The sequence below is a fragment of the Mycobacterium sp. KBS0706 genome (assembly GCF_005938675.2).
Lineage (GTDB): Bacteria > Pseudomonadota > Alphaproteobacteria > DSM-16000 > Inquilinaceae > Inquilinus.
The window spans coordinates 104,546-123,983 of sequence record NZ_VCCH02000009.1 but is presented as its reverse complement, the minus strand read 5'-3'; the positions used below and the strand labels follow the sequence as shown (position 1 = coordinate 123,983).

Annotated in this window: 17 protein-coding genes; 15 read left to right on the top strand and 2 right to left on the bottom strand. The window is 69.8% G+C overall.

Annotation, left to right across the window (positions count from 1 at the left end):
* Window positions 1-118: 118 nt before the first annotated feature.
* From FFK22_RS07200 to FFK22_RS07155, 10 genes are all read left to right on the top strand, one after another.
* On the top strand, window positions 119-1,087 hold the full coding sequence (locus tag FFK22_RS07200; RefSeq protein WP_138886105.1) for a hypothetical protein: 969 nt from the start codon (window positions 119-121) through the stop codon (window positions 1,085-1,087).
* A 258-nt stretch (window positions 1,088-1,345) separates the two neighbouring features.
* Entirely contained in the window at window positions 1,346-2,392 is a 1,047-nt protein-coding gene (locus FFK22_RS07195) for a Ppx/GppA phosphatase family protein (RefSeq protein ID WP_221938450.1), read from the top strand.
* A gap of 13 nt (window positions 2,393-2,405) precedes the next feature.
* Window positions 2,406-3,143, top strand: a complete 738-nt coding sequence (locus FFK22_RS07190; RefSeq protein ID WP_138886106.1) for an RlmE family RNA methyltransferase — start codon at window positions 2,406-2,408, stop codon at window positions 3,141-3,143.
* Between the two features lie 66 nt (window positions 3,144-3,209).
* Complete coding sequence (gene guaB, locus FFK22_RS07185) at window positions 3,210-4,670, top strand: IMP dehydrogenase (RefSeq protein ID WP_138886107.1); 1,461 nt, start codon at window positions 3,210-3,212, stop codon at window positions 4,668-4,670.
* A gap of 84 nt (window positions 4,671-4,754) precedes the next feature.
* Window positions 4,755-6,782, top strand: coding sequence for a prolyl oligopeptidase family protein (locus tag FFK22_RS07180; RefSeq protein WP_138886108.1), 2,028 nt, complete (start codon window positions 4,755-4,757; stop codon window positions 6,780-6,782).
* A gap of 3 nt (window positions 6,783-6,785) precedes the next feature.
* A complete protein-coding gene (locus FFK22_RS07175; protein WP_138886109.1) occupies window positions 6,786-8,030 on the top strand; it encodes an NAD(P)/FAD-dependent oxidoreductase in 1,245 nt (414 codons plus the stop codon).
* 101 nt (window positions 8,031-8,131) lie between these two features.
* Window positions 8,132-8,485: a DUF4406 domain-containing protein gene (locus tag FFK22_RS07170; protein WP_138886110.1), complete on the top strand. Its 354-nt coding sequence runs from the start codon at window positions 8,132-8,134 to the stop codon at window positions 8,483-8,485.
* Window positions 8,485-9,063, top strand: a complete 579-nt coding sequence (locus FFK22_RS07165; protein WP_186002349.1) for an NUDIX domain-containing protein — start codon at window positions 8,485-8,487, stop codon at window positions 9,061-9,063. Before FFK22_RS07170 ends, FFK22_RS07165 begins: the two co-directional genes overlap by 1 nt.
* A 149-nt stretch (window positions 9,064-9,212) precedes the next feature.
* Complete coding sequence (locus FFK22_RS07160; protein ID WP_138886111.1) at window positions 9,213-10,127, top strand: LysR family transcriptional regulator; 915 nt, start codon at window positions 9,213-9,215, stop codon at window positions 10,125-10,127.
* A gap of 141 nt (window positions 10,128-10,268) precedes the next feature.
* Complete coding sequence (locus FFK22_RS07155) at window positions 10,269-11,975, top strand: amidohydrolase family protein (RefSeq protein WP_138886112.1); 1,707 nt, start codon at window positions 10,269-10,271, stop codon at window positions 11,973-11,975.
* A gap of 7 nt (window positions 11,976-11,982) precedes the next feature.
* On the opposite strand, the gene FFK22_RS07150 is transcribed toward FFK22_RS07155, so the two are convergent.
* Window positions 11,983-14,313 carry a xanthine dehydrogenase family protein molybdopterin-binding subunit gene (locus tag FFK22_RS07150; protein WP_221938449.1) on the bottom strand — a complete coding sequence of 777 codons (2,331 nt, stop codon included), beginning with the start codon at window positions 14,311-14,313 and terminating at the stop codon, window positions 11,983-11,985.
* Between the two features lie 211 nt (window positions 14,314-14,524).
* On the opposite strand from FFK22_RS07150, the gene secG reads away from it, so the two are divergent.
* The 5 genes from secG to FFK22_RS07125 all read left to right on the top strand — a co-directional run bounded on the left by secG (window position 14,525) and on the right by FFK22_RS07125 (window position 18,004).
* Entirely contained in the window at window positions 14,525-14,851 is a 327-nt protein-coding gene (gene secG, locus FFK22_RS07145) for a preprotein translocase subunit SecG (protein WP_138886113.1), read from the top strand.
* A 91-nt stretch (window positions 14,852-14,942) separates the two neighbouring features.
* Window positions 14,943-16,571 (top strand): CTP synthase, encoded by a 1,629-nt coding sequence (locus FFK22_RS07140; RefSeq protein WP_138886114.1) that lies wholly within the window; start codon window positions 14,943-14,945, stop codon window positions 16,569-16,571.
* A gap of 10 nt (window positions 16,572-16,581) precedes the next feature.
* Window positions 16,582-17,424, top strand: a complete 843-nt coding sequence (gene kdsA, locus FFK22_RS07135; RefSeq protein WP_138886115.1) for a 3-deoxy-8-phosphooctulonate synthase — start codon at window positions 16,582-16,584, stop codon at window positions 17,422-17,424.
* A 65-nt stretch (window positions 17,425-17,489) separates the two neighbouring features.
* Window positions 17,490-17,723, top strand: a complete 234-nt coding sequence (locus tag FFK22_RS07130; RefSeq protein WP_138886116.1) for a CopG family ribbon-helix-helix protein — start codon at window positions 17,490-17,492, stop codon at window positions 17,721-17,723.
* Window positions 17,720-18,004, top strand: a complete 285-nt coding sequence (locus FFK22_RS07125) for a type II toxin-antitoxin system RelE/ParE family toxin (protein WP_138886117.1) — start codon at window positions 17,720-17,722, stop codon at window positions 18,002-18,004. Before FFK22_RS07130 ends, FFK22_RS07125 begins: the two co-directional genes overlap by 4 nt.
* A 43-nt stretch (window positions 18,005-18,047) precedes the next feature.
* Here FFK22_RS07125 and FFK22_RS07120 read toward each other — a convergent pair whose 3' ends face one another.
* Window positions 18,048-19,283, bottom strand: a complete 1,236-nt coding sequence (locus FFK22_RS07120) for a cyclopropane-fatty-acyl-phospholipid synthase family protein (protein ID WP_138886118.1) — start codon at window positions 19,281-19,283, stop codon at window positions 18,048-18,050.
* Window positions 19,284-19,438 lie beyond the last annotated feature (155 nt).

The window sequence follows — 19,438 nt, the reverse complement described above, 5'->3', positions numbered from 1 at the left end:
GGTTCCGCTTGACTTATTGTTCCTGATTTGTTCTAATGCAGGCATGGATGATGCCATCAAAGCCGGGACTCCCTCCGCCGACTCGTCGGCAACGGGGGAGACTGCCCAGGACGCAGCAATGCTGTCCGGGCTGGCGACGCTCGCCGAGGCGATGGCCGCGGGGTTCCAGGCCCAGGGCATGGCCGCCCTCCAGGCCGGCGATCTCGACCGCGCCGGAGAGGCCGAGACCCGCTTCAGCAGCCTCTCTCTCGGCATCCGCCGTGCCATCGCGCTGAAGATGAAGCTGCGCCGGCAGCGTGAGGAGGCGCAGCGCGAGGCCGAGCAAGACCGGGACTCGCGGCGCGACCAGAAGGACGACCGGCGCGACGCCGTCGCCGACCGCGTCTCCCGTGCCATCGCCAAGGCCAAGCCCGAGGCCAGGGAGCGGCTGACCGCCGGGCTCTGGGAAAAGCTGACCGAGGACGAGCGCATCGACGCCGACCTCGCCGACACCGCCTTGCCGATCGAGGCCCTGATCCGCCGCCTCTGCCGCGAGATCGGCCTCTCCCGCCATGCTCTCGCCGCCGCCCTCGACCCCGACCTGGCGACGGCCGAGCCGGCCGCCGGCCCGGCGGCGGCAGCCCCCGCAAGCCCGGCCCAGCCGGACCCTCGCTATTCCCGCTATACCAAGGGACATTACCATGCCGTGCCGGCCGCCGATCTCGGCCTGCCGGAAGGCGACACCTATCTCGTCAACATCACCACCGGCGAGGTCTTCCAGGTTAGCACCGGCGACATCGTGAAACGGCTGCCCATGGACGATCGCCCGCCCGACCCTGCCCGATCCGTCCCGCCGGTCGGCTCCGCGCCGCCCGCCGAGGCGGCCCCGCCCGATCCCGGCGGCACCGGGCCACTCGGCGGTGCCGGGCCGGCCGCGGCGCCTGCGTCACCCGACCTCGGGCCGCCGCCCTCCGCCACCGTGCCGCCGTCCGGGTGGCGCCTGCCGAGCGACTGGCGAACATGGACCCGCGCCGATTGGCTCGAATCCCGCCGCCGCCTGCGCGAGGAACAGATTCGGCTCCGCGCGCCGAAACCGCGCCCGTCCTGAGCGGATCGCCGACCCGTGCCCGCGCTGCCGAGGGATCGCAGCGCGGGATCCTGGCGCTGGCCTCGGCGGGATCCGGGCTCCGCGGCGCATCCCTGTGCCGCGGTGCCGGCCATGACGGACCACGCTGGGCGCGGCGCTGCTCCGCCGCTTCATCCGGTGGCCCCGGATGCGACTCCGGGGGGCATTTCCACTTTGGCCGTGGCTGCGCTACAGTTCGATGAAGGGACGGAGGCGCCGTTCGAAACGGGACGGACGGCCATGGAAGGAATGTCAGTGGTGGAGTCGATCGCGATCGCCGAGGCCACCGCGGCCGGCGATCGACGTCGGTCGGCGGAGCCCGAACCTCTCTATGCCGCGGTGGATCTCGGCACCAACAACTGCCGCCTGCTGATCGCCCGCGCCGCGACCGGCGGCTTCCAGGTGGTCGACGCCTTCAGCCGCATCGTCCGGCTGGGCGAGGGCGTCGGCGCCACCGGGCGGCTGCAGCCCGAGGCGATGCAGCGCACCGTGTCGGCGCTGCGCATCTGCGCCGCCAAGATCCGGCGGCAGAACGTGATCCTGTCGCGCGCCGTGGCGACCGAAGCCTGCCGCCAGGCCGGCAACTTCCCGGCCTTCCGCGACCGGGTGCGGCGCGAGACCGGCCTGCTGCTGGAGATGATTCCGGCGGCGGAGGAGGCGCGCCTGGCAGCGGCCGGCTGCGCCCCGCTGCTCGACCCCGCGATCCCGCATGCCATCATCTTCGACATCGGCGGCGGGTCGACCGAGCTGACCTGGCTGGAGTTCGATGCCGACGGCCAGGCGGTGACGCTCGACGCGCTCAGCATGCCGCTCGGCGTCGTCTCCCTGGCCGAGCTGCATGGCGGCCACGAGGTCTCGGCCGAGACCTATGCGGCGATGACCGCCACCACCGCCGCCGCCCTGGCCGACTTCGAGGCGCGCAACAACCTGCGCGGCCTGATCGCCCAGGGTCGGGTGCAGATGATCGGCTCCTCCGGCACCGTGACCACGCTGGCCGGGGTGCATCTCGGCCTGCCGCGCTATATCCGCTCCGAGGTCGACGGCAGCACCCTGACCTTCGAGCAGGCGCGGCGCGCCAGCCGCATGCTGCTCGGCCTCGACTATGCGGCGCGGTCGTCCTATCCCTGCATCGGGCGCGACCGGGCCGACCTGGTGCTGGCCGGGTGCGCCATCCTCGAGGCGATCTGCGACACCTGGCCGGTCGGCAAGCTGCGGGTCGGCGACCGCGGCGTGCGCGAGGGCATCCTGTTCGACCTCCTGGCCGAGGCGCAGTCGCGCCACGCCTGATCATCCGAGTGAAATGAAGACACCGAAGAAGCCGGGCGCCGCGAGGGCAGGGGGGCCGAGCGGCCGCGGCAGCCGCGGCCTGACCGTCCGGGTCAAGACCGCGAGCCAGCGGACCGCGTCCTCGACCCGCTGGCTCGAACGCCAGCTCAACGACCCCTATGTCGCCGAAGCGAAGCGCCTGGGTTATCGATCCCGCGCGGCCTTCAAGCTGGTGCAGCTCGACGACAAGCTGGCCCTGCTGCGCCGCGGCATGCGCGTGGTCGACCTCGGCTGCGCCCCCGGCGGCTGGGTCCAGGTGGCGCTGGAGCGGGTCGGGCCGCAGGGCAAGGTCGTGGGGATCGACTATCTCGGCATGGACCCGGTGCCGGGCGCGACCGTCCTGGAGATGGATTTCCTCGATCCCGCGGCGCCGGATCGGCTGAAGGAAGCCCTGGCCGGGCCGGCCGACATCGTACTCAGCGACATGGCAGCGCCGACCGTCGGCCACCCGGCCACCGACCATCTGCGAATCATGGCTTTGGCCGAGACCGCCGCCGATTTCGCGCTCGACGTGCTGGTGCCGGGCGGCGCCTTCGTCGCCAAGCTGTTCCAGGGCGGGGCGGAGAAGGACCTGCTCGACATCCTGAAGCGCAACTTCGCCAAGGTCCGCCACGTCAAGCCTGCCGCCAGCCGCCAGGACAGCTCCGAGGTCTATGTCGTGGCAACGGACTTCAAAGGCCGCGATCCACGGGACGCAACGCAGGCCCCCTAGATCTGCGCTTCACAACGGACCGAGGGGGGTTATATTGCGGCGCTTCCAAGCTCTGGGAGCCCCCACATGCAGTTCCGCGATGCCCTGACCTTCGATGACGTCCTGCTGGTCCCGCAGGCCTCGTCGATCCTGCCCGCCGAAGCGGACACGCGGACCCGCCTGACCAAGCGCATCGAGCTGGGCATCCCGCTGCTTTCCGCCGCCATGGACACGGTGACCGAGGCGCCGCTGGCCATCGCCATGGCCCAGGCCGGCGGCATCGGCGTGATCCACCGCAACCTCGACATCGAGCGCCAGGCCGAGGAAGTGCGCAAGGTCAAGCGCTTCGAGAGCGGCATGGTGGTGAACCCGATCACCATCGGCCCCGACGCCAGCATGGCCGAGGCGCTGGCGCTGATGGACCGGCACGGCATCTCGGGCTTCCCGGTGGTGGAGAAGAGCGGCAAGCTGGTCGGCATCCTGACCAACCGCGACGTCCGCTTCGCCACCAATCCGACCCAGCCGGTGCGCGAGCTGATGACCAAGGACAGGCTGGTCACGGTGGGCGAAGGCGTCGGCAAGGACGAGGCCAAGCGCCTCTTGCACCAGAACCGGATCGAGAAGCTGCTGGTGGTCGACCAGGACTACCGCTGCATCGGGCTCGTCACGGTCAAGGACATCGTCAAGGCCCAGCTGCACCCGAACGCCTGCAAGGACGAGCAGGGGCGGCTGCGCGTCGCCGCAGCCACTGGCACCGGCGACAAGGGCATCTCCCGCGCCGAGGCGCTGTTCGACGCCGGGGTCGACGTGCTGGTGCTGGACACCGCGCATGGCCATTCCGAGGGCGTGCTGAAGAGCGTGGAGCGGGCGCGCCGCCTGACCAACTCGACCCAGCTGGTGGCCGGCAACGTCGCCACCGGCGACGCCGCCAAGGCGCTGATCGACGCCGGGGCGGACGCGGTCAAGGTCGGCATCGGCCCGGGGTCGATCTGCACCACCCGCATGGTCGCCGGCGTCGGCGTGCCGCAGCTGACCGCGGTGATGGATTGCGTCGAGGTCTGCCGCAAGGCCGGCATCCCGGTGATCTCCGACGGCGGCATCAAGTATTCCGGCGACCTGGCCAAGGCGATCGCCGCCGGCGCCGACGTGGTGATGCTGGGCTCGCTGTTCGCCGGCACCGACGAGGCGCCGGGCGAGGTGATCCTGTACCAGGGCCGGTCCTATAAGAGCTATCGCGGCATGGGGTCGCTCGGCGCCATGGCGCGCGGCTCGGCCGACCGCTACTTCCAGCAGGAGGTGTCGGACACGCTGAAGCTGGTGCCGGAGGGTGTCGAGGGCCGGGTGCCGTACAAGGGCCCGATCGCCAACGTCGTCCACCAGCTGGTGGGCGGGCTGAAGGCGGCGATGGGCTACACCGGCAGCCGCACCATCGCCGACCTGCACCAGCGGGCGGAGTTCGTGCGCATCACCAATGCCGGACTGCGCGAGAGCCATGTCCACGACATCACCGTGACCCACGAAGCCCCGAATTACCGGCCGGGGCTGTAAGGTCGCAACCTCGCCCGTAACGCTGGCCCGATCCGGTGGCCGTGCCTATTCTGGCCGGCCACGGATTCAACCGGCACGGGCACCATGGACGCTGATCCCTACCTCTGGCTCGAGGACATCGACGGCACGACGGCCCTCGACTGGGTCCGGGCGCGCAATGCCGAGAGCACCGGCCGCTTCGCCGAGACGGCGGAGTTCGAGCGGATGCGCCGGCAGATGCTGGAGATCCTCGATTCCGAGGCCAAGCTGCCCCACGTCGTCCGCCGCGGCGACCGCTACTACAATTTCTGGCGCGACGCGGCCCATCCGCGCGGTCTGTGGCGGCGCACGACGCTGGCCTCGTTCCGCACCGCCGAGCCGGTGTGGGAGGTGCTGCTGGATCTCGACGCGCTGGCCGAGGCGGAGGGCGAGAACTGGGTCTGGCACGGCTCCGACGTGCTGGAGCCGGACTACAAGCGCTGCCTGGTCGCCCTGTCGCGCGGCGGCGCCGACGCTCATGTCGTCCGCGAGTTCGACCTGGACAGCCGCAGCTTCGTCCCCGACGGCTTCTTCCTGCCCGAGGCCAAGAGCCGCTTCGGTTGGAAGGATGCCGATTCGATCTATATCGGCACCGATTTCGGCCCGGGGTCGCTGACCCGCTCCGGCTATCCGCGGATCTCCAAGCTGTGGCGGCGCGGCCAGGCGCTGGAGGCGGCGACGACCGTCTATGAGGGGCAGGAGGACGACCTCGCGGTCGACGCCTTCCACGACCGCTTCCCCGGCTTCGAGCGCGACTTCGTCGCCCGGCGCATCGACTTCTACACCAGCGAGCTGTTCCTGCTGGGCGATGACGGCGCCTTGACCCTGGTCGACGTGCCGCGCGACGCCGAGGCCGGCACCCACGGCCCCTGGCTGCTGGTGTCGCCGCGGACGGAATGGACGGTCGGCGGCCGTACCTATGCCGGCGGCGCGCTGCTGGCCGCCCGGTTCGACGACTGGATCGCCGGCAAACGCGACATCGCGGCGCTGTTCGAGCCGAGCGAGACCACCGCGCTGTCGAGCTATTCCGGCACCCGCAACCACCTGGTCCTGCAGATCCTCGACGATGTGAAGAGCCGGGTCGAGGTGCTGACGCCGGGCGAGGGCGGCTGGCAGCGGGGGGCCCTGCAGGGGCTGCCCGAGGCCGCCACCATCGCCTATGTCGCCACCACCCCGCACCAGGACGACGAGATCCTGGTCCTGGCCTCCGGCTTCCTCGAGCCGGACACGCTCTACCGCGGCACGGCCGGGGAGTCCGGCTTCGAATCGCTGAAGCAGGCGCCGTCCTTCTTCGACGCCTCGCCCTATGCGGTGGAGCAGCATTTCGTCGCCTCGGCCGACGGCACGCGGGTGCCCTATTTCGTGGTCGCTCGAAAGGATCTGCCGCTCGACGGCAGCGCTCCGACCCTGCTGACCGGCTATGGCGGCTTCGAGGTGCCGCTGCTGCCGCACTACATCCCGGGCGAGGGGCGGCTGTGGCTCGACCGCGGCGGCGTCTATGCCGTGGCCAACATCCGCGGCGGCGGCGAATACGGGCCGCGCTGGCACCAGGCGGCGCTGCGCGAGAGCCGGCCCCGCGCCTATGAGGATTTCGCAGCGGTGGCGCGCGACCTGGTGGCTCGCGGCATCACTTCCGTCCCCCGTCTCGGCATCGAGGGCGGCAGCAACGGCGGGCTCCTGGTCGGCAACATGCTGACGACGTACCCGGAGCTGTTCGGCGCCATCGTCTGCGCCGTGCCGCTGCTCGACATGAAGCGCTACACCAAGCTGCTGGCCGGCGCCTCCTGGGCCGCGGAATACGGCGACCCGGACAAGCCGGAGGACTGGGCGTTCCTGCAGACCTTCTCGCCCTATCAGAACCTGCGCCAGGAGGCTGCGTACCCGCCGGTGCTGTTCCTGACCTCGACCCGCGACGACCGGGTGCATCCCGGCCACGCCCGCAAGATGGCGGCGAAGATGATCGGCATGGGCCGGGACGTCCTCTATTACGAGAACATCGAGGGCGGCCACGGCGCCGCCGCCAACAACGCCCAGACCGCCTTCAACCAGGCGCTGATCCACGCCTTCCTGTGGGAGAGGCTGGGCGGGCGATAGGCCATGCCGGACGTCGCCATCGTCGGGGCGGGTGCGGCCGGGCTGGCGGCGGCGCGGCGCCTCCAGGAGTTGAAGATCTCCTTCGTCGTGCTGGAGGCGCGCCCGCGGATCGGCGGCCGCGCCTCCACCGACACCGCGACGCTGGGCGCACCGGTCGATCTCGGCGGCCATTGGCTGCATTCCCCGGCGTTGAACCCGCTGACGCCGCTGGCGGAGCGCTACGGCATCCGGGTCGACCGCTCGCCCGGGCCGGCCCGGCTGGCGATCGACGGCCGGATGCTCTCCGGGGCCGAGGCGGCAACGGCCGATGCCGGCATCGCCGACGGCTTCGCCCGGGTCGCCGCCGCCCGGGACGGCCGCGACGCCGCCGTGTCCGACCTGGTCCCGGAGGGCGGGCTGTTCGAGGCCGCGTTCCTGGCCAAGCAGGGCGTACCGCCGGCCGAGTGCTCGAGCATCGACTTCGCCCGCTACATCTGGGAGGGCGACGACTGGCCGGTGCTGGACGGGCTGGGCGCCCTGGTCGCGCGCCACGCCCGCTGCGTGCCGGTGGAGCTGAACACCCCGGCGACCCGGATCGCCTGGCATGGCCGGGACCACGTTGAGGTCGAGACGCCGCGCGGCGCGGTCGAGGCCCGGGCGGTGATCGTCACCGTCCCGGCCGGTGTCCTCGCCGGCAATGCCCTGCGCTTCGACCCGCCGCTGCCGGGCTGGAAACGGCAGGCGATCGCCGACCTGCCGATGGGCAGCTGCAACAAGCTGTCGCTCGGCCTCACGGGCAATCCCTTCGGCGATGTCGCCGGGCCGATCCTGGCCGCGGGATCGGGTGCCGACCGATCGGTCGAGTTCCTGCTGCGCGAGGACGGACGCGACATCGTCACGATGATGGTCAACGGGCCCTTCGCCAAGAATCTGGCCGCTGCGGGCGCGCCGGCGATGATCGACTATGCGGTCGGCCGGTTGTCGGCGCTGTTCGGCTCCGGCATCCGCTCGGCCCTTACCAGCCGCCATGTCCTGGCCGATTGGGACCACGACCCCTGGGCCGCCGGCTGCTACGCCGTCGCCCGCCCGGGCGCGGCGGCGGCGCGCGAGGCCCTGGCCCGGCCAGTCGAGGACCGCCTGTTCTTCGCCGGCGAGGCCGTGCATGACCGTTACATGGGCGATGTGCATGGCGCCCATCTCAGCGGCGAGGCGGCGGCCGAGGACGCGGCCCGCGCCGTCTTCGGCGGGAAAGCAGCCCCTCATTCCTGAATGACGGTCGTTCAGCCCTGTCGGGCTGCCCCGGCTGCGCGCCACCCCGATCATGCCGTCGCACCACCACCTGCGGAGGCATCTTGGTTTCGACACCTCTCATGATCCTGGTCGCGGGCCCGTATCGGTCGGGTACCGGCGACGATCCCGGCTGCATCGCGGCCAATATGCGGGCCATGAACGAGGCCGCGCTGCGCCTGTTCCGGGCCGGCCACCTGCCGATCACCGGCGAGGCCCTGGCCCTGCCATTGCTTGAGACCGCCGGATCGACCGGCCTCGGTGATCCCGTCTTCGACGAAATCTTTCACCCGATCGGCGAGCGCGTGGCGCGGCGCTGCGACGCCTGCCTGCGGATCGGCGGCCCGTCTGTCGGCGCCGAGGCAATGGTGGCGATCTTCGAGCGGGCCGGGCGGCCGGTCTATCGCAGCCTGGCCGAGGTGCCGGGATGCGCCTGATGCAGGACCGGATTCGGATCAAAGCCGTCGAGACCCTGTCCGACGACTGGTACGTGCTGAAGAAGACCACCTTCGATTACAGGCGCCAGGACGGCAGCTGGCAGACCCTGAGCCGCGAGACCTATGACCGCGGCAACGGCGCGGCGATCCTGCTCTACGATCCGTCACGCGGCCGGGTGTTGCTGACCCGGCAGTTCCGCTTCCCCGCCTATGTCAACGGCCACCCGGAGCCGCTGATCGAGGCCTGCGCCGGGCTGCTCGACGACCGCGACCCCGAGACCGCGATCCGCCAGGAGGCGGAGGAGGAGACGGGCACTCGCGTGGCGGCGCCGCGCCGGGTGTTCGAGGCCTTCATGAGCCCGGGGTCGGTGACCGAGCGGCTGGTCTTCTTCGTCGCCGAATACAGCCCGGCCGACCGGACCGCGGATGGCGGCGGCGTGGCGGCGGAGGGCGAGGACATCGAGATCCTGGAGCCGACCCTGGCCGAGGCGTTGGCCATGGTCGGGCGCGGCGAGGTCATGGACGGCAAGACCATTCTCCTGCTGCAATACGCCCAGCTGCACCGACTCTTGGGCTGAGATGGGGGCCGCTCCCCTTTTTCGTCATGGCGAGCCCCGAAGGGGCGTGGCCATCCAGCGTCACGGCCCTCTGGATGGCCACGTCGCTTCGCTCCTCGCCATGACGACCCTATGATCGGGTTCAGCGAGGCTGCAGCGAAGATCTGAGCGTGACAACGGGCGAGCCGAACTGGGACGACATCCGCATCTTCCTCGCCGTCGCCCGGGCCGGCAGCCTGACCGAGGCCGCGCGGCGGCTGGGGCTGAGCCAGCCCACCATCGGCCGGCATCTGCGGTCGCTGGAGCATCTCGCCGGCGCCCGGCTGTTCGACCGGCTGCCGAACCGGCTGGAGCTGACCGCGCGGGGGCGAGCGCTGCTGCAGGCTGCCGGCGGCATGGAGGAGGGGGCGGGCGCCCTGCTGCGGGAGTTGCACCAGGCCGCCGCGGCCGAGGCGGAGCCGGTGCAGGTGACCGCCACCAGCTCGGTCTCGCTGTTCCTGACCACCCATTTGCAGGCGCTGCTGGCCGAGAGCGGCCAGGCAATCGCGATCGGCACGTCGCGCACCCGCGCCAATCTCGCCCGGCGCGAGGCCGACATTGCGCTGCGCATGCGCCGGGTGCCGCAGGAGGGGGATCTGGCCGCCCGCCGGATCGGCCGCATCGGCTTCGCCCTCTACGCCGCGCGGGCCTATCTCGAGCCACGCGGCCTGGCCGGTGATGGCAGCCTCGCCGGCCTGGACTTCATCGGCCTGCCGGAGCCGGAGCGGACGCCGTCGCAATCCGCCTGGTTCGACGCCATGGCCGCCCAGGGCATCCTGCGCTGCCGGCTGGGCGAGGTGTATCTGCGCCACCGGGCGGCGGCCGACGGGCTCGGCGTGGCGCTGCTGCCCTGCTTCCTGGGCGATGCCGACGACCGGCTGCTGCGCCTCGGCGACCCGGTGCCGGAGCTGGCCGAGGATATCTACCTGATGCTGCATGGCGACCTGCGCCGCGACGCCGCCGTCCGTGCCGTTGCCGAGGCCGTGGCCGCCCTGTTCCGGCGCCAGCGCCGGGCTCTCTCCGGCGAGGCCTGGGGTCTCTCCTAGGCTTCCGTTTCGGCTGGATTCGCTATAGATTCGTAAGGTTCATGCTTGATGTTGCCTGAGAATAGCCAAATATTTCATTCCTATTGATTGCTCGGATTTGATCCTATCGCCCATTTCGATCAGTGATTTGGAGGATTCGTGATGACGGCCTCTCGACCCGGATTGCATCGGCGGGACGCGCTTCTCGGGCTCGGCGGTGCCGCGCTGCTGGCCTCGCTGGGATGCCGGCGGCTGGATCCGGTGAAACCACTGCCGGTGATTCCGGACACGGCCTATGCCATTGACGTCCACTGCCATGTCTTCAATGCCCGGGACCTGCCGGTCGCCAGCTTCGTGCTCGACGTGGTGCTGGAGGGCAAGCCGCTCGGCCAGCTGCCACTGGTCCCGCTGGTGACCCTGGTGTCATTGGTCATGAATCGCAGCGCCTGGTCGCCGCAGCGGGAGCTTCGGGCCCTCGAACGCGGGGAGGCGACCGCCGCCGATCATCCGATCCAGGCGGATATCGAGGTCGCGGCGGCGCAGCTCCTGGCCAATACGGGTGAGGCCGCGGCGTTTCGCCAGAAGGCGGTCGAGCTACTGTCCGGTGACAGCGAGAGGCTGGCGGCGACCGTCTCCGTGGGTGACGGGGATGTCGAGCTGCTGGACATGCTGGCGAAGCGCGATCCGAGCCGCGCGGCGAGGCCCCAGGGGCTGTCGTTGCGGGACCGGGCAGGAGCGTTGCCGGCGGACGCGGCGCGGGGCGTCACGGCCGTCGAGGACGAGGTCACCGGCGTGTTCCGTCTCGCCCAGCTCGTGACCCGCCGGCGGACCGAGCTGGTGCAGCGGCTGATTACCCTGCCGGCGCGGAATGACGGCGACGTGGCGCTCCTGGTCCCGGCCCTGATCGACTACAGCAAGTGGCTGAACGAGGAGAGCAGCCCGCTGCGCGACCAGATCGACGTCATGTCCGCGATCGCACGCCGGCCGGGGTCCTACGCAGTCCATCCCTATGTGCCGTTCTGCCCCTGGCGGCAGATGGTGGAGCCCGGCCATCTGGCGATGGTCAGGGACGCCGTCGAGCAGCGCGGCTTCATCGGCGTGAAGCTGTACCCGGTCATGGGCTTCCTGCCTTACGGCAATGCCGAGGCCAACCCTGACGCCTATCCCGCGAGGCTCCGCCAGACCGGGCCCGACTGGGCGGCCCGCCTCGATCAGGGCCTGGCCGCGCTCTACGACTGGTGCGTCGCCGAGGACGTGCCGGTGATGGCGCATTGTTCCTACAGCCAGTTCCCCAACCCGGCGGCGGGTGAAAGGGGGGCGCCGGCGGCGTGGCGGCCGGTGCTCGACAGATGGCCCGGGCTGCGCCTGAATCTCGGCCATTTCGGCGGCTTCTGGGACCTTGCCGAGGTCGGGTCCAACGGCTGGACCACGGCGATCGTCGCAATGATGAAGACCTATCCCAACCTCTACGCCGACCTCAGCGACTACGACGCGGTGGCGGAACGGACGGATGGTCAGAAGGCGACGAACGAGACGGTGCTGCGGGCTCTGAACGGCATCCTGGACAGCCAGGGCGGCCCGGCCCGGTCCCGGCTGATGTACGGCACCGATTGGGTGATGCTGTCGAAGGCCCCGGGGAACGGGGCCTATTACGAGGGGATGCGGACCGGCCTGACAAGCAGGCTCGCCATGAGCACCACCCAGGCGGCCGGCTTCATGGGGATGAACGCCGCCCGGTTCCTCGGCATCGCGCTCGAGAACGGCGGCAAGCCGAAGGCCCGGCAGCGCCTCGAGGCGTTCCACGCCCGGCATGGCGGCGTCCCGGCGAGCTTCTGGACCCGCTGGGACGGCGCCGCCGCCTTTGCCTGACGGCTAGCTACTCCGCGGCCTGACGCTGCTGGCGGCTGTGGATGATCTGCCACAGCTTCTGCGGCGTCGCCGGCATGTCGACATGTTCGACCCCGAGCGGCGACAGCGCGTCGACGATGGCGTTGATGATCGACGGCGGCGCGCCGATCGCCCCGGCTTCGCCGGCGCCCTTCACGCCCAGCGGGTTCGTGGTGCAGGGGATCTCGTTGTACTTGAAGGAGACGAAGGGCAGGTCGACCGCCCGCGGCATGGCGTAGTCCATGAAGGACCCGGACAGCAGCTGGCCACTGTCGGAGTCGAACACGGCATGCTCCAGCAGCGCCTGGCCGAGCCCCTGGGCGATGCCGCCATGGACCTGGCCGGTCACCATCAGCGGGTTCAGCACCCGGCCGAAATCGTCCACCACGGTGTAGCGCAGGATCTCCAGCGACCCGGTGTCGCCGTCGATCTCCAGCTCGACGATATGGGCGCCGTTCGGGAAGGTCGCCGAGGGCGGGGTGAAGCTGCCGCGCTCCTCGAACACGATCTCGGTGTCGGCGGCGGCCTCGGTCTGGGCGGCGATCTCGGCCAGGGTCAGCGCCCGGTCGGTGCCGACCACGGTGAAGCGGCCGTCGACCAGGGCGATGTCGACCGCAGCCGTCTCCAGCAGGTCGGCCGCCCGCAGCTTCGCCTTGTCCTGCACCTTCAGCGATCCGTCGCGGATCGCGGCGCCGCCGACGGGGATCGAGCGCGAGCCGCCGGTGCCGTTGCCGGTGCGGACCAGGTCGGTGTCGCCCTGGACGATGGTGACCTGGTCTGGCTCGACGCCGAGATGCTCGGCGATGATCTGCTTGTAGGCGGTCTCGTGGCCCTGGCCGTTGGTCTGGGTGCCGACATAGACCGTGACCTTGCCGTCGCGGGCGACCCGGACATCGGCAGCCTCGTCCTCGCCGCCGGCGCAGGCCTCGACATAGGTGGCGATGCCGAGGCCTCGGTACTTGCCCTTGGCGGCTGAGTCGCGGCGGCGCGCCTCGAAGCCGGCGACATCGGCGATCTGTGCCGCCTCCTCGAGGTTGCGGGTGAACTCGCCGCTGTCATAGGTCACGCCGGTGACCGTGGCGTAGGGCATGGCCGAGGGCGGGATGAAATTGCGCCGCCGCAGCTCGACCGGATCGATGCCCAGCACTCGCGACGCGTGGTCGACGATGCGCTCGACATTGTAGGCCGCCTCCGGCCGCCCGGCGCCGCGATAGGCGTCGACCGGCTGGGTGTTGGTGAACACGCCGCGCACCCGCTCATAGACGCCCTGCAGCGTGTACAGGCCGTTCAGCATCTGGGCGCCACCGGCCATGGTCGGGATGAAGGGCGCGAAGTTCGACAGGTACGCGCCCATATTGGCGATCAGGTCGACGCGCAGGGCCAGGAAGCGGGCGTCCTTGTCGACCGCCAGCTCGACCGTGGTGACGTTGTCGCGGCCATGGTCGTCGCTGATGAAGGCCTCGGTCCGCTCCGACGTCCACTTCACCGGCCGGCCGAACTTGCGCGCGGCGTAGAGGGTCGCCGGGTATTCCGGATACATGAACAGCTTCATGCCGAAGCCGCCGCCGACATCGGTGCTGCGCACCAGGAATTGCTCCGGCGGCAGCTTGAAAATGTCGTTCGCCAGCATGTCGCGCAGCATGTGCACGCCCTGGCAGGAGACGTAGAGCACGAAGCGGCCGTCGGTGGCGTCCCAGTCGGCGTGACAGCAGCGCGGCTCCATCGGCGAGGCGACGACCCGGTTGTTGACCAGGTCGACCTTGACCACCCGGTCGGCCTGCGCGAACAACGCCTCGACCTTGTCCTTCTCGCCGAACTCCCAGTCGAAGCACAGGTTGGTCGGCGCCTTGTCCCAGATCGCCGGGCCTTCCAGCGTGCCGACGAGGTCGGTCGCCGACGGCAGCGAATCATAGTCGACCTCGATCGCCTCGGCGGCATCCTTGGCCTGCTCGATGGTCTCGGCCACCACCAGCGCCACCGCCTCGCCGACATGGCGAACCCGGCCGCGCGCCAGGATCGGCCGCGGCGGCAGCACCTGGTCGGAGCCGTCGCGGTTCTTCACCGGTGCGTAGCATTTCAGGTCGGCGATGCCGTCCGCTTCGAGATCGGCGATGGTGACGATGCCGATCACGCCCGGCATCGCCGCGGCGGCGGCGGTGTCGATGCCGCGGATCTCGGCATGGGCGAAGGGCGACCGCAGGAACCAGGCCTGGGCCTGGCCCGGGGCGGACACATCGTCGGTGTAGCGGCCGCCGCCCTTGAGCAGGCGGGGGTCTTCGCTGCGGCGCATGGGCTGGCCGATGCCGAACTTCGTCGCCACGATGTTTTCCTCCCGGGGTCTGAATCGGTTTAGGATCGGCCGTGGCGCCGCGGGCGTCAATGCCATGTCGGACAAGTGCCGCACCGGGATACGGGGCAGGATCGTGTCCGGCGCAGCGAGGGGCTGGTATTGGGGGCTGGTCTTCGCTACATAAGCGCCATCGCCGGCCGCCGGGCGCAGCCGGCCGTTTTCGTTTGTCGACAGGTGTCCCTTGCAGCAGGTCTTGCTCGTCATCCACGTACTGATCGCCGTGGCCCTGATCGGGGTGATCCTGATCCAGCGCAGCGAGGGCGGTGGCCTGGGCATCGGTGGCGGTGGCGGCGGCGGGCTGGTCTCGATCCGCGGCCAGGCCAACCTGCTGACCCGAATCACCGCCGGCCTGGCGGGCGCCTTCATGATCACGAGCATCGTCCTGGCGATCATGGCCGGCGCCCACCGCGCTGGTTCCGCGATCGTCAACGAGGTGCCGGCGGCGCCGGCGCAGAGCGCACCGGCCAGCACCGCGCCGGCCGGACCGTCGGTCCCGACGACCGAATAACCCGTCGGCATATCTGTCATGTCGGGGCGGCCCAGGTTCCGGGCCGCCTCGTTGTTTTTGGCTGGACGAATCTGGGGTAGGGTTGAATTCCATGACGCGGTACATCTTCATTACCGGCGGCGTGGTCTCCTCGCTTGGCAAGGGACTGGGCGCAGCAGCACTCGGGGCACTTCTTCAGGCGCGGGGCTTCAAGGTCCGGCTCCGGAAGCTGGACCCCTATCTCAATGTCGACCCGGGCACGATGAGCCCGACCCAGCACGGCGAAGTGTTCGTGACCGATGACGGGGCGGAAACCGACCTCGATCTCGGCCATTACGAGCGCTTCACCGGGGTCTCGGCCCGGAAGAGCGACAACGTCACCACCGGCAAGATCTATTCCGGGGTGATCGCGCGGGAGCGCCGCGGTGACTATCTCGGCGCCACGGTGCAGGTGATTCCGCACATCACCGACGCGATCAAGGACTTCATCCGCTCCGACATCACCGACGAAGACTTCATCATCTGCGAGGTCGGCGGCACGGTCGGCGATATCGAGAGCCTGCCGTTCCTCGAGGCGATCCGCCAGTTCGGCAACGAGGTCGAGCCGGAGAACGCGCTGTTCCTGCATGTCACGCTGCTGCCCTATATCCCGGCGGCGGGCGAGCTGAAGACCAAGCCGACCCAGCATTCGGTGAAGGAACTGCTGTCGGTCGGAATCCAGCCGGCGATGCTGCTGTGCCGTGCCGACCGGCCGATCCCTGCCAATGAGCGGCGCAAGATCGCGTTGTTCTGCAACATCCGGCCGGAGCGGGTGATCGCCGCCCTCGACGTCGACACGATCTACAACGTGCCGATCTCCTACCACGAGGAAGGCTTCGATGATCAGGTCCTGTCCTATTTCGGCCTCGACCAGCCGAAGGCGCCGGACCTGTCGCGCTGGACCGGCATCGTCCAGCGCGTGCGCGCGCCGGAGGGCGAGGTCACCATCGGCGTGGTCGGCAAGTACACCTCGCTGATCGACAGCTACAAGAGCCTGGCCGAGGCCCTGACCCATGGCGGCATCGCCAACAACGTCAAGGTCAAGCTCGACTGGATGGATTCGCAGATCTTCGAATCGGAGGATGCGGTCAGCCATCTCGAGCATGTCCACGGCATCCTGGTGCCGGGTGGCTTCGGCGAGCGCGGGGCCGAGGGCAAGATCCGCGCCGCCCAGTTCGCGCGTGAGCGCAAGGTGCCGTATTTCGGCATCTGCTTCGGCATGCAGATGGCGGTGATCGAGGCGGCGCGCCACATGGCCGGGCTGCCGGCGGCGAATTCGACCGAGTTCGGCCCGACCAACGAGCCGGTGGTCGGCCTGATGACCGAATGGACCCGCGGCAACGCGCTGGAGACCCGCCGCAACGACGGCGACCTCGGCGGCACCATGCGCCTGGGCGCCTATCCAGCGGTGCTGGTGCCCGGCAGCCGGGTGGCGGGGATCTACGGGGCGACCGAGATCAGCGAGCGGCACCGCCACCGCTACGAGGTCAACATCAACTATCGCGAGCGGCTGGAGCAGGCCGGGCTGTTCTTCTCCGGCCTGTCGCCGGACGGCGTGCTGCCGGAGATCGTGGAGCTGCCGGACCATCCCTGGTTCATCGGCGTACAGTACCATCCGGAGCTGAAGTCGAAGCCCTTCGACCCGCACCCGCTGTTCACCGACTTCATCCGCGCCGCGATCGAGCAGAGCCGGCTCGTCTGAGGACATGACCATGACCGCTGCCCGTGCCGTCACCGTCGGCCCCATCACCTTCGCGAACGACCGGCCGCTGACCCTCATCGCCGGCCCGTGCCAGCTGGAGAGCCGCGAGCACGCGCTGGAGATGAGCCAGGCGCTGGTCGAGATCACCGGCCGGCTGGGCCTCGGCCTCGTCTACAAGACCTCCTTCGACAAGGCGAACCGCACCTCCGCCTCGGCCCAGCGCGGCCTGGGGATGGAGAAGAGCCTGCCGATCATGGCCGAGATCCGGGAAAAATTCGGCTGCCCGGTGCTGACCGACATCCACGACGCGGCGCAATGCGCGCCGGTGGCGGAGGCGGTCGACATCCTGCAGATCCCGGCCTTCCTGTGCCGCCAGACCGACCTCTTGCTGGCCGCGGGCGCCACCGGCCGGGCGATCAACGTCAAGAAGGGCCAGTTCCTGGCGCCCTGGGACATGAAGAACGTCGCGGCCAAGATCGCCTCGACCGGCAACGACAAGGTGCTGCTGACCGAGCGCGGCGTCAGCTTCGGCTACAACACCCTGGTCAGCGACATGCGTTCGTTGCCGGTGATGGCCCAGACCGGCTATCCGGTGGTGTTCGACGCCACCCATTCGGTGCAGCAGCCGGGCGGGCAGGGCACCAGCTCGGGCGGCCAGCGCGAATTCGTGCCGGTGCTGGCCCGGGCCGCGGTCTCGATCGGCGTCGCCGCCGTGTTCATCGAGACCCACCAGGACCCCGACCACGCCCCGAGCGACGGCCCGAACATGGTGCCGATCAGCAAGCTCGAGGCGCTGCTGACCACCCTGGTCGCGCTCGACCGCATCGCCAAGGCCGATCCCGTCCGGATCTGACCGGTCCATGGCGTCACAGGGCACGGCGCATTATATTTCCTGTGGCAGCTTGCCGGGAGATCACCATGTCCGCCGTCACCGTGCGCCTTGACGACGACACCGCGAACGCCCTCGATCGGCTGGCCGAAAGCCTCGACCGGTCGCCGGACGATGTCGCTGCGCAGGCTATTCGGGAATATGTTGCCCTGCAGGCTTGGCAGCGGGCCGAGATCGAGGCGGGGCTGGCACAGGCGGATGCTGGCGATTTCGCCAGCGATGCCGATGTGGCGCGCGTGCTGAAGAAGTTCGGCCGTGCATGAAGGTCCGCTGGACCCGTCGCGCCCTCCAGCGGCTTGAGGAGATCGGCGACCACATCGCCCTGGATAACCCGGCGGCCGCATCTCGGGTTGTTGCCGTCATCGGGCAGAAGGTCGATGGCTTGGCGGCGCATCCGCTTCTCGGCCGTGCCGGCCGGGTGGCAGGAACCCGTGAACTCGTGGTCGTTGGTACGCCTTATCTTGTGGCGTATCGCATCCGTGGGCAGCAGATCGCGATCCTGGCAGTCTTCCACGGAGCTCAGCGTTGGCCTGCCACCTTGTAGGAATCGGCCCGGGTCCGCGAAGACGAACCCGGGCCGGCCTCTGCTACTCCGCCGCCGCGGCCATCGTGGCGTAGCGGCGTTCGGTGTCGGTAATATAGTCGCGGGTGAGGGGGGCGGCGTCGCGCTTCCGGGCCAACTGCATCTGAAACACCATGCAGGTGCCCATCCGGAACTCGTTCTCGCAACCCAGCAGATAGAACTCCCACATCCGGCAGAAGCGCTCGTCATACAGCTTGGCGATACGCTCCCGCTGCTCCTGGAACCGCTCGTTCCACGCCGCAAGCGTGTCGGCGTAGTGGACCCGCAGGATCTCGATATCGGTGACCCACAGGCCCTGGCGCTCGACCGCGGCCAGCACCTCCGACAACGCCGGCACATAGCCGCCCGGGAAGATGTATTTGCGCAGCCAGGGCCCGGTGTTGCCCGGCGGGGTCATCCGCCCGATCGAGTGCAGCAGCATGACGCCATCATCGGCCAGCAGTTCGCGGACCTTGCCGAAGAACTCGTCGTAGTAGGCGGCGCCGACATGCTCGAACATGCCGACCGAGACGATCCGGTCGAAGCTCTGGTCGAGCTGGCGGTAGTCGCGCAGCTCGAACTTCACCCGGTTGCCCAGGCCGCGCTTGGCAGCGCGCTCCTCGGCCAGCTTCTGCTGCTCGACCGACAGGGTGACGCCGGTCACCTCGACCGGCGCCAGTTCGGCCAGAGTCATCGCCATGCCGCCCCAGCCACTGCCGATGTCGAGCACGGACTTGGCGTCGTCGAGCAGCAGCTTGGCGGCGATGTGCCGCTTCTTGGCGATCTGCGCGTCCTCGATCGTGCCCACCCCGTCGCCGAAATAGGCGCAGGAATACTGCATGTCCTCATCGAGGAAGAGCTCGAACAGCTCGCGCGACAGGTCGTAGTGGTGGTGGACGTGCTCCTGCGCCTTGCCGACCGGGTTGTATTGCTGCAGCCGGCGCAGCCGGCGGCCGACCGAATTCAGGAACGCTTGCAGCGGATAGCCGTCCAGCGCCTGAAAATTCTGGCCGTACAGCGCGAACAGGTCGCGCAGCGTGGTCCCGTCCTCCAGCGTCAGCGTGCCGTCCATATAGGCCTCGCCGACCGCCAGCGCCGGCGAGGCGAACAGCCTCCGGTGCAATGTTGGGTCGTGCAGGCGGACCGAGGCGAAGGGGCCGGGCTGCTTGCCCGCGAAGTCGTGGACCACGCCGCCGGCATCGGTCACCCGCAGGCGTCCCGCCTGCACGAAGCGTGACAGCATATGAGAGAGAAGCCGCATTTCGGTACCCTGAGTTGCGCACTTTTGTCGCGAGGCTACTCCCCAAATTGACGCAGTTTCAACACGGCGGCGCCACAATCGCCGGATGTGAGGTCTGCCGCAGGCGCAGAGGTAAAAATCCTTGCATTTTCCGGTCCGCGGCACAGTCTGGCCGC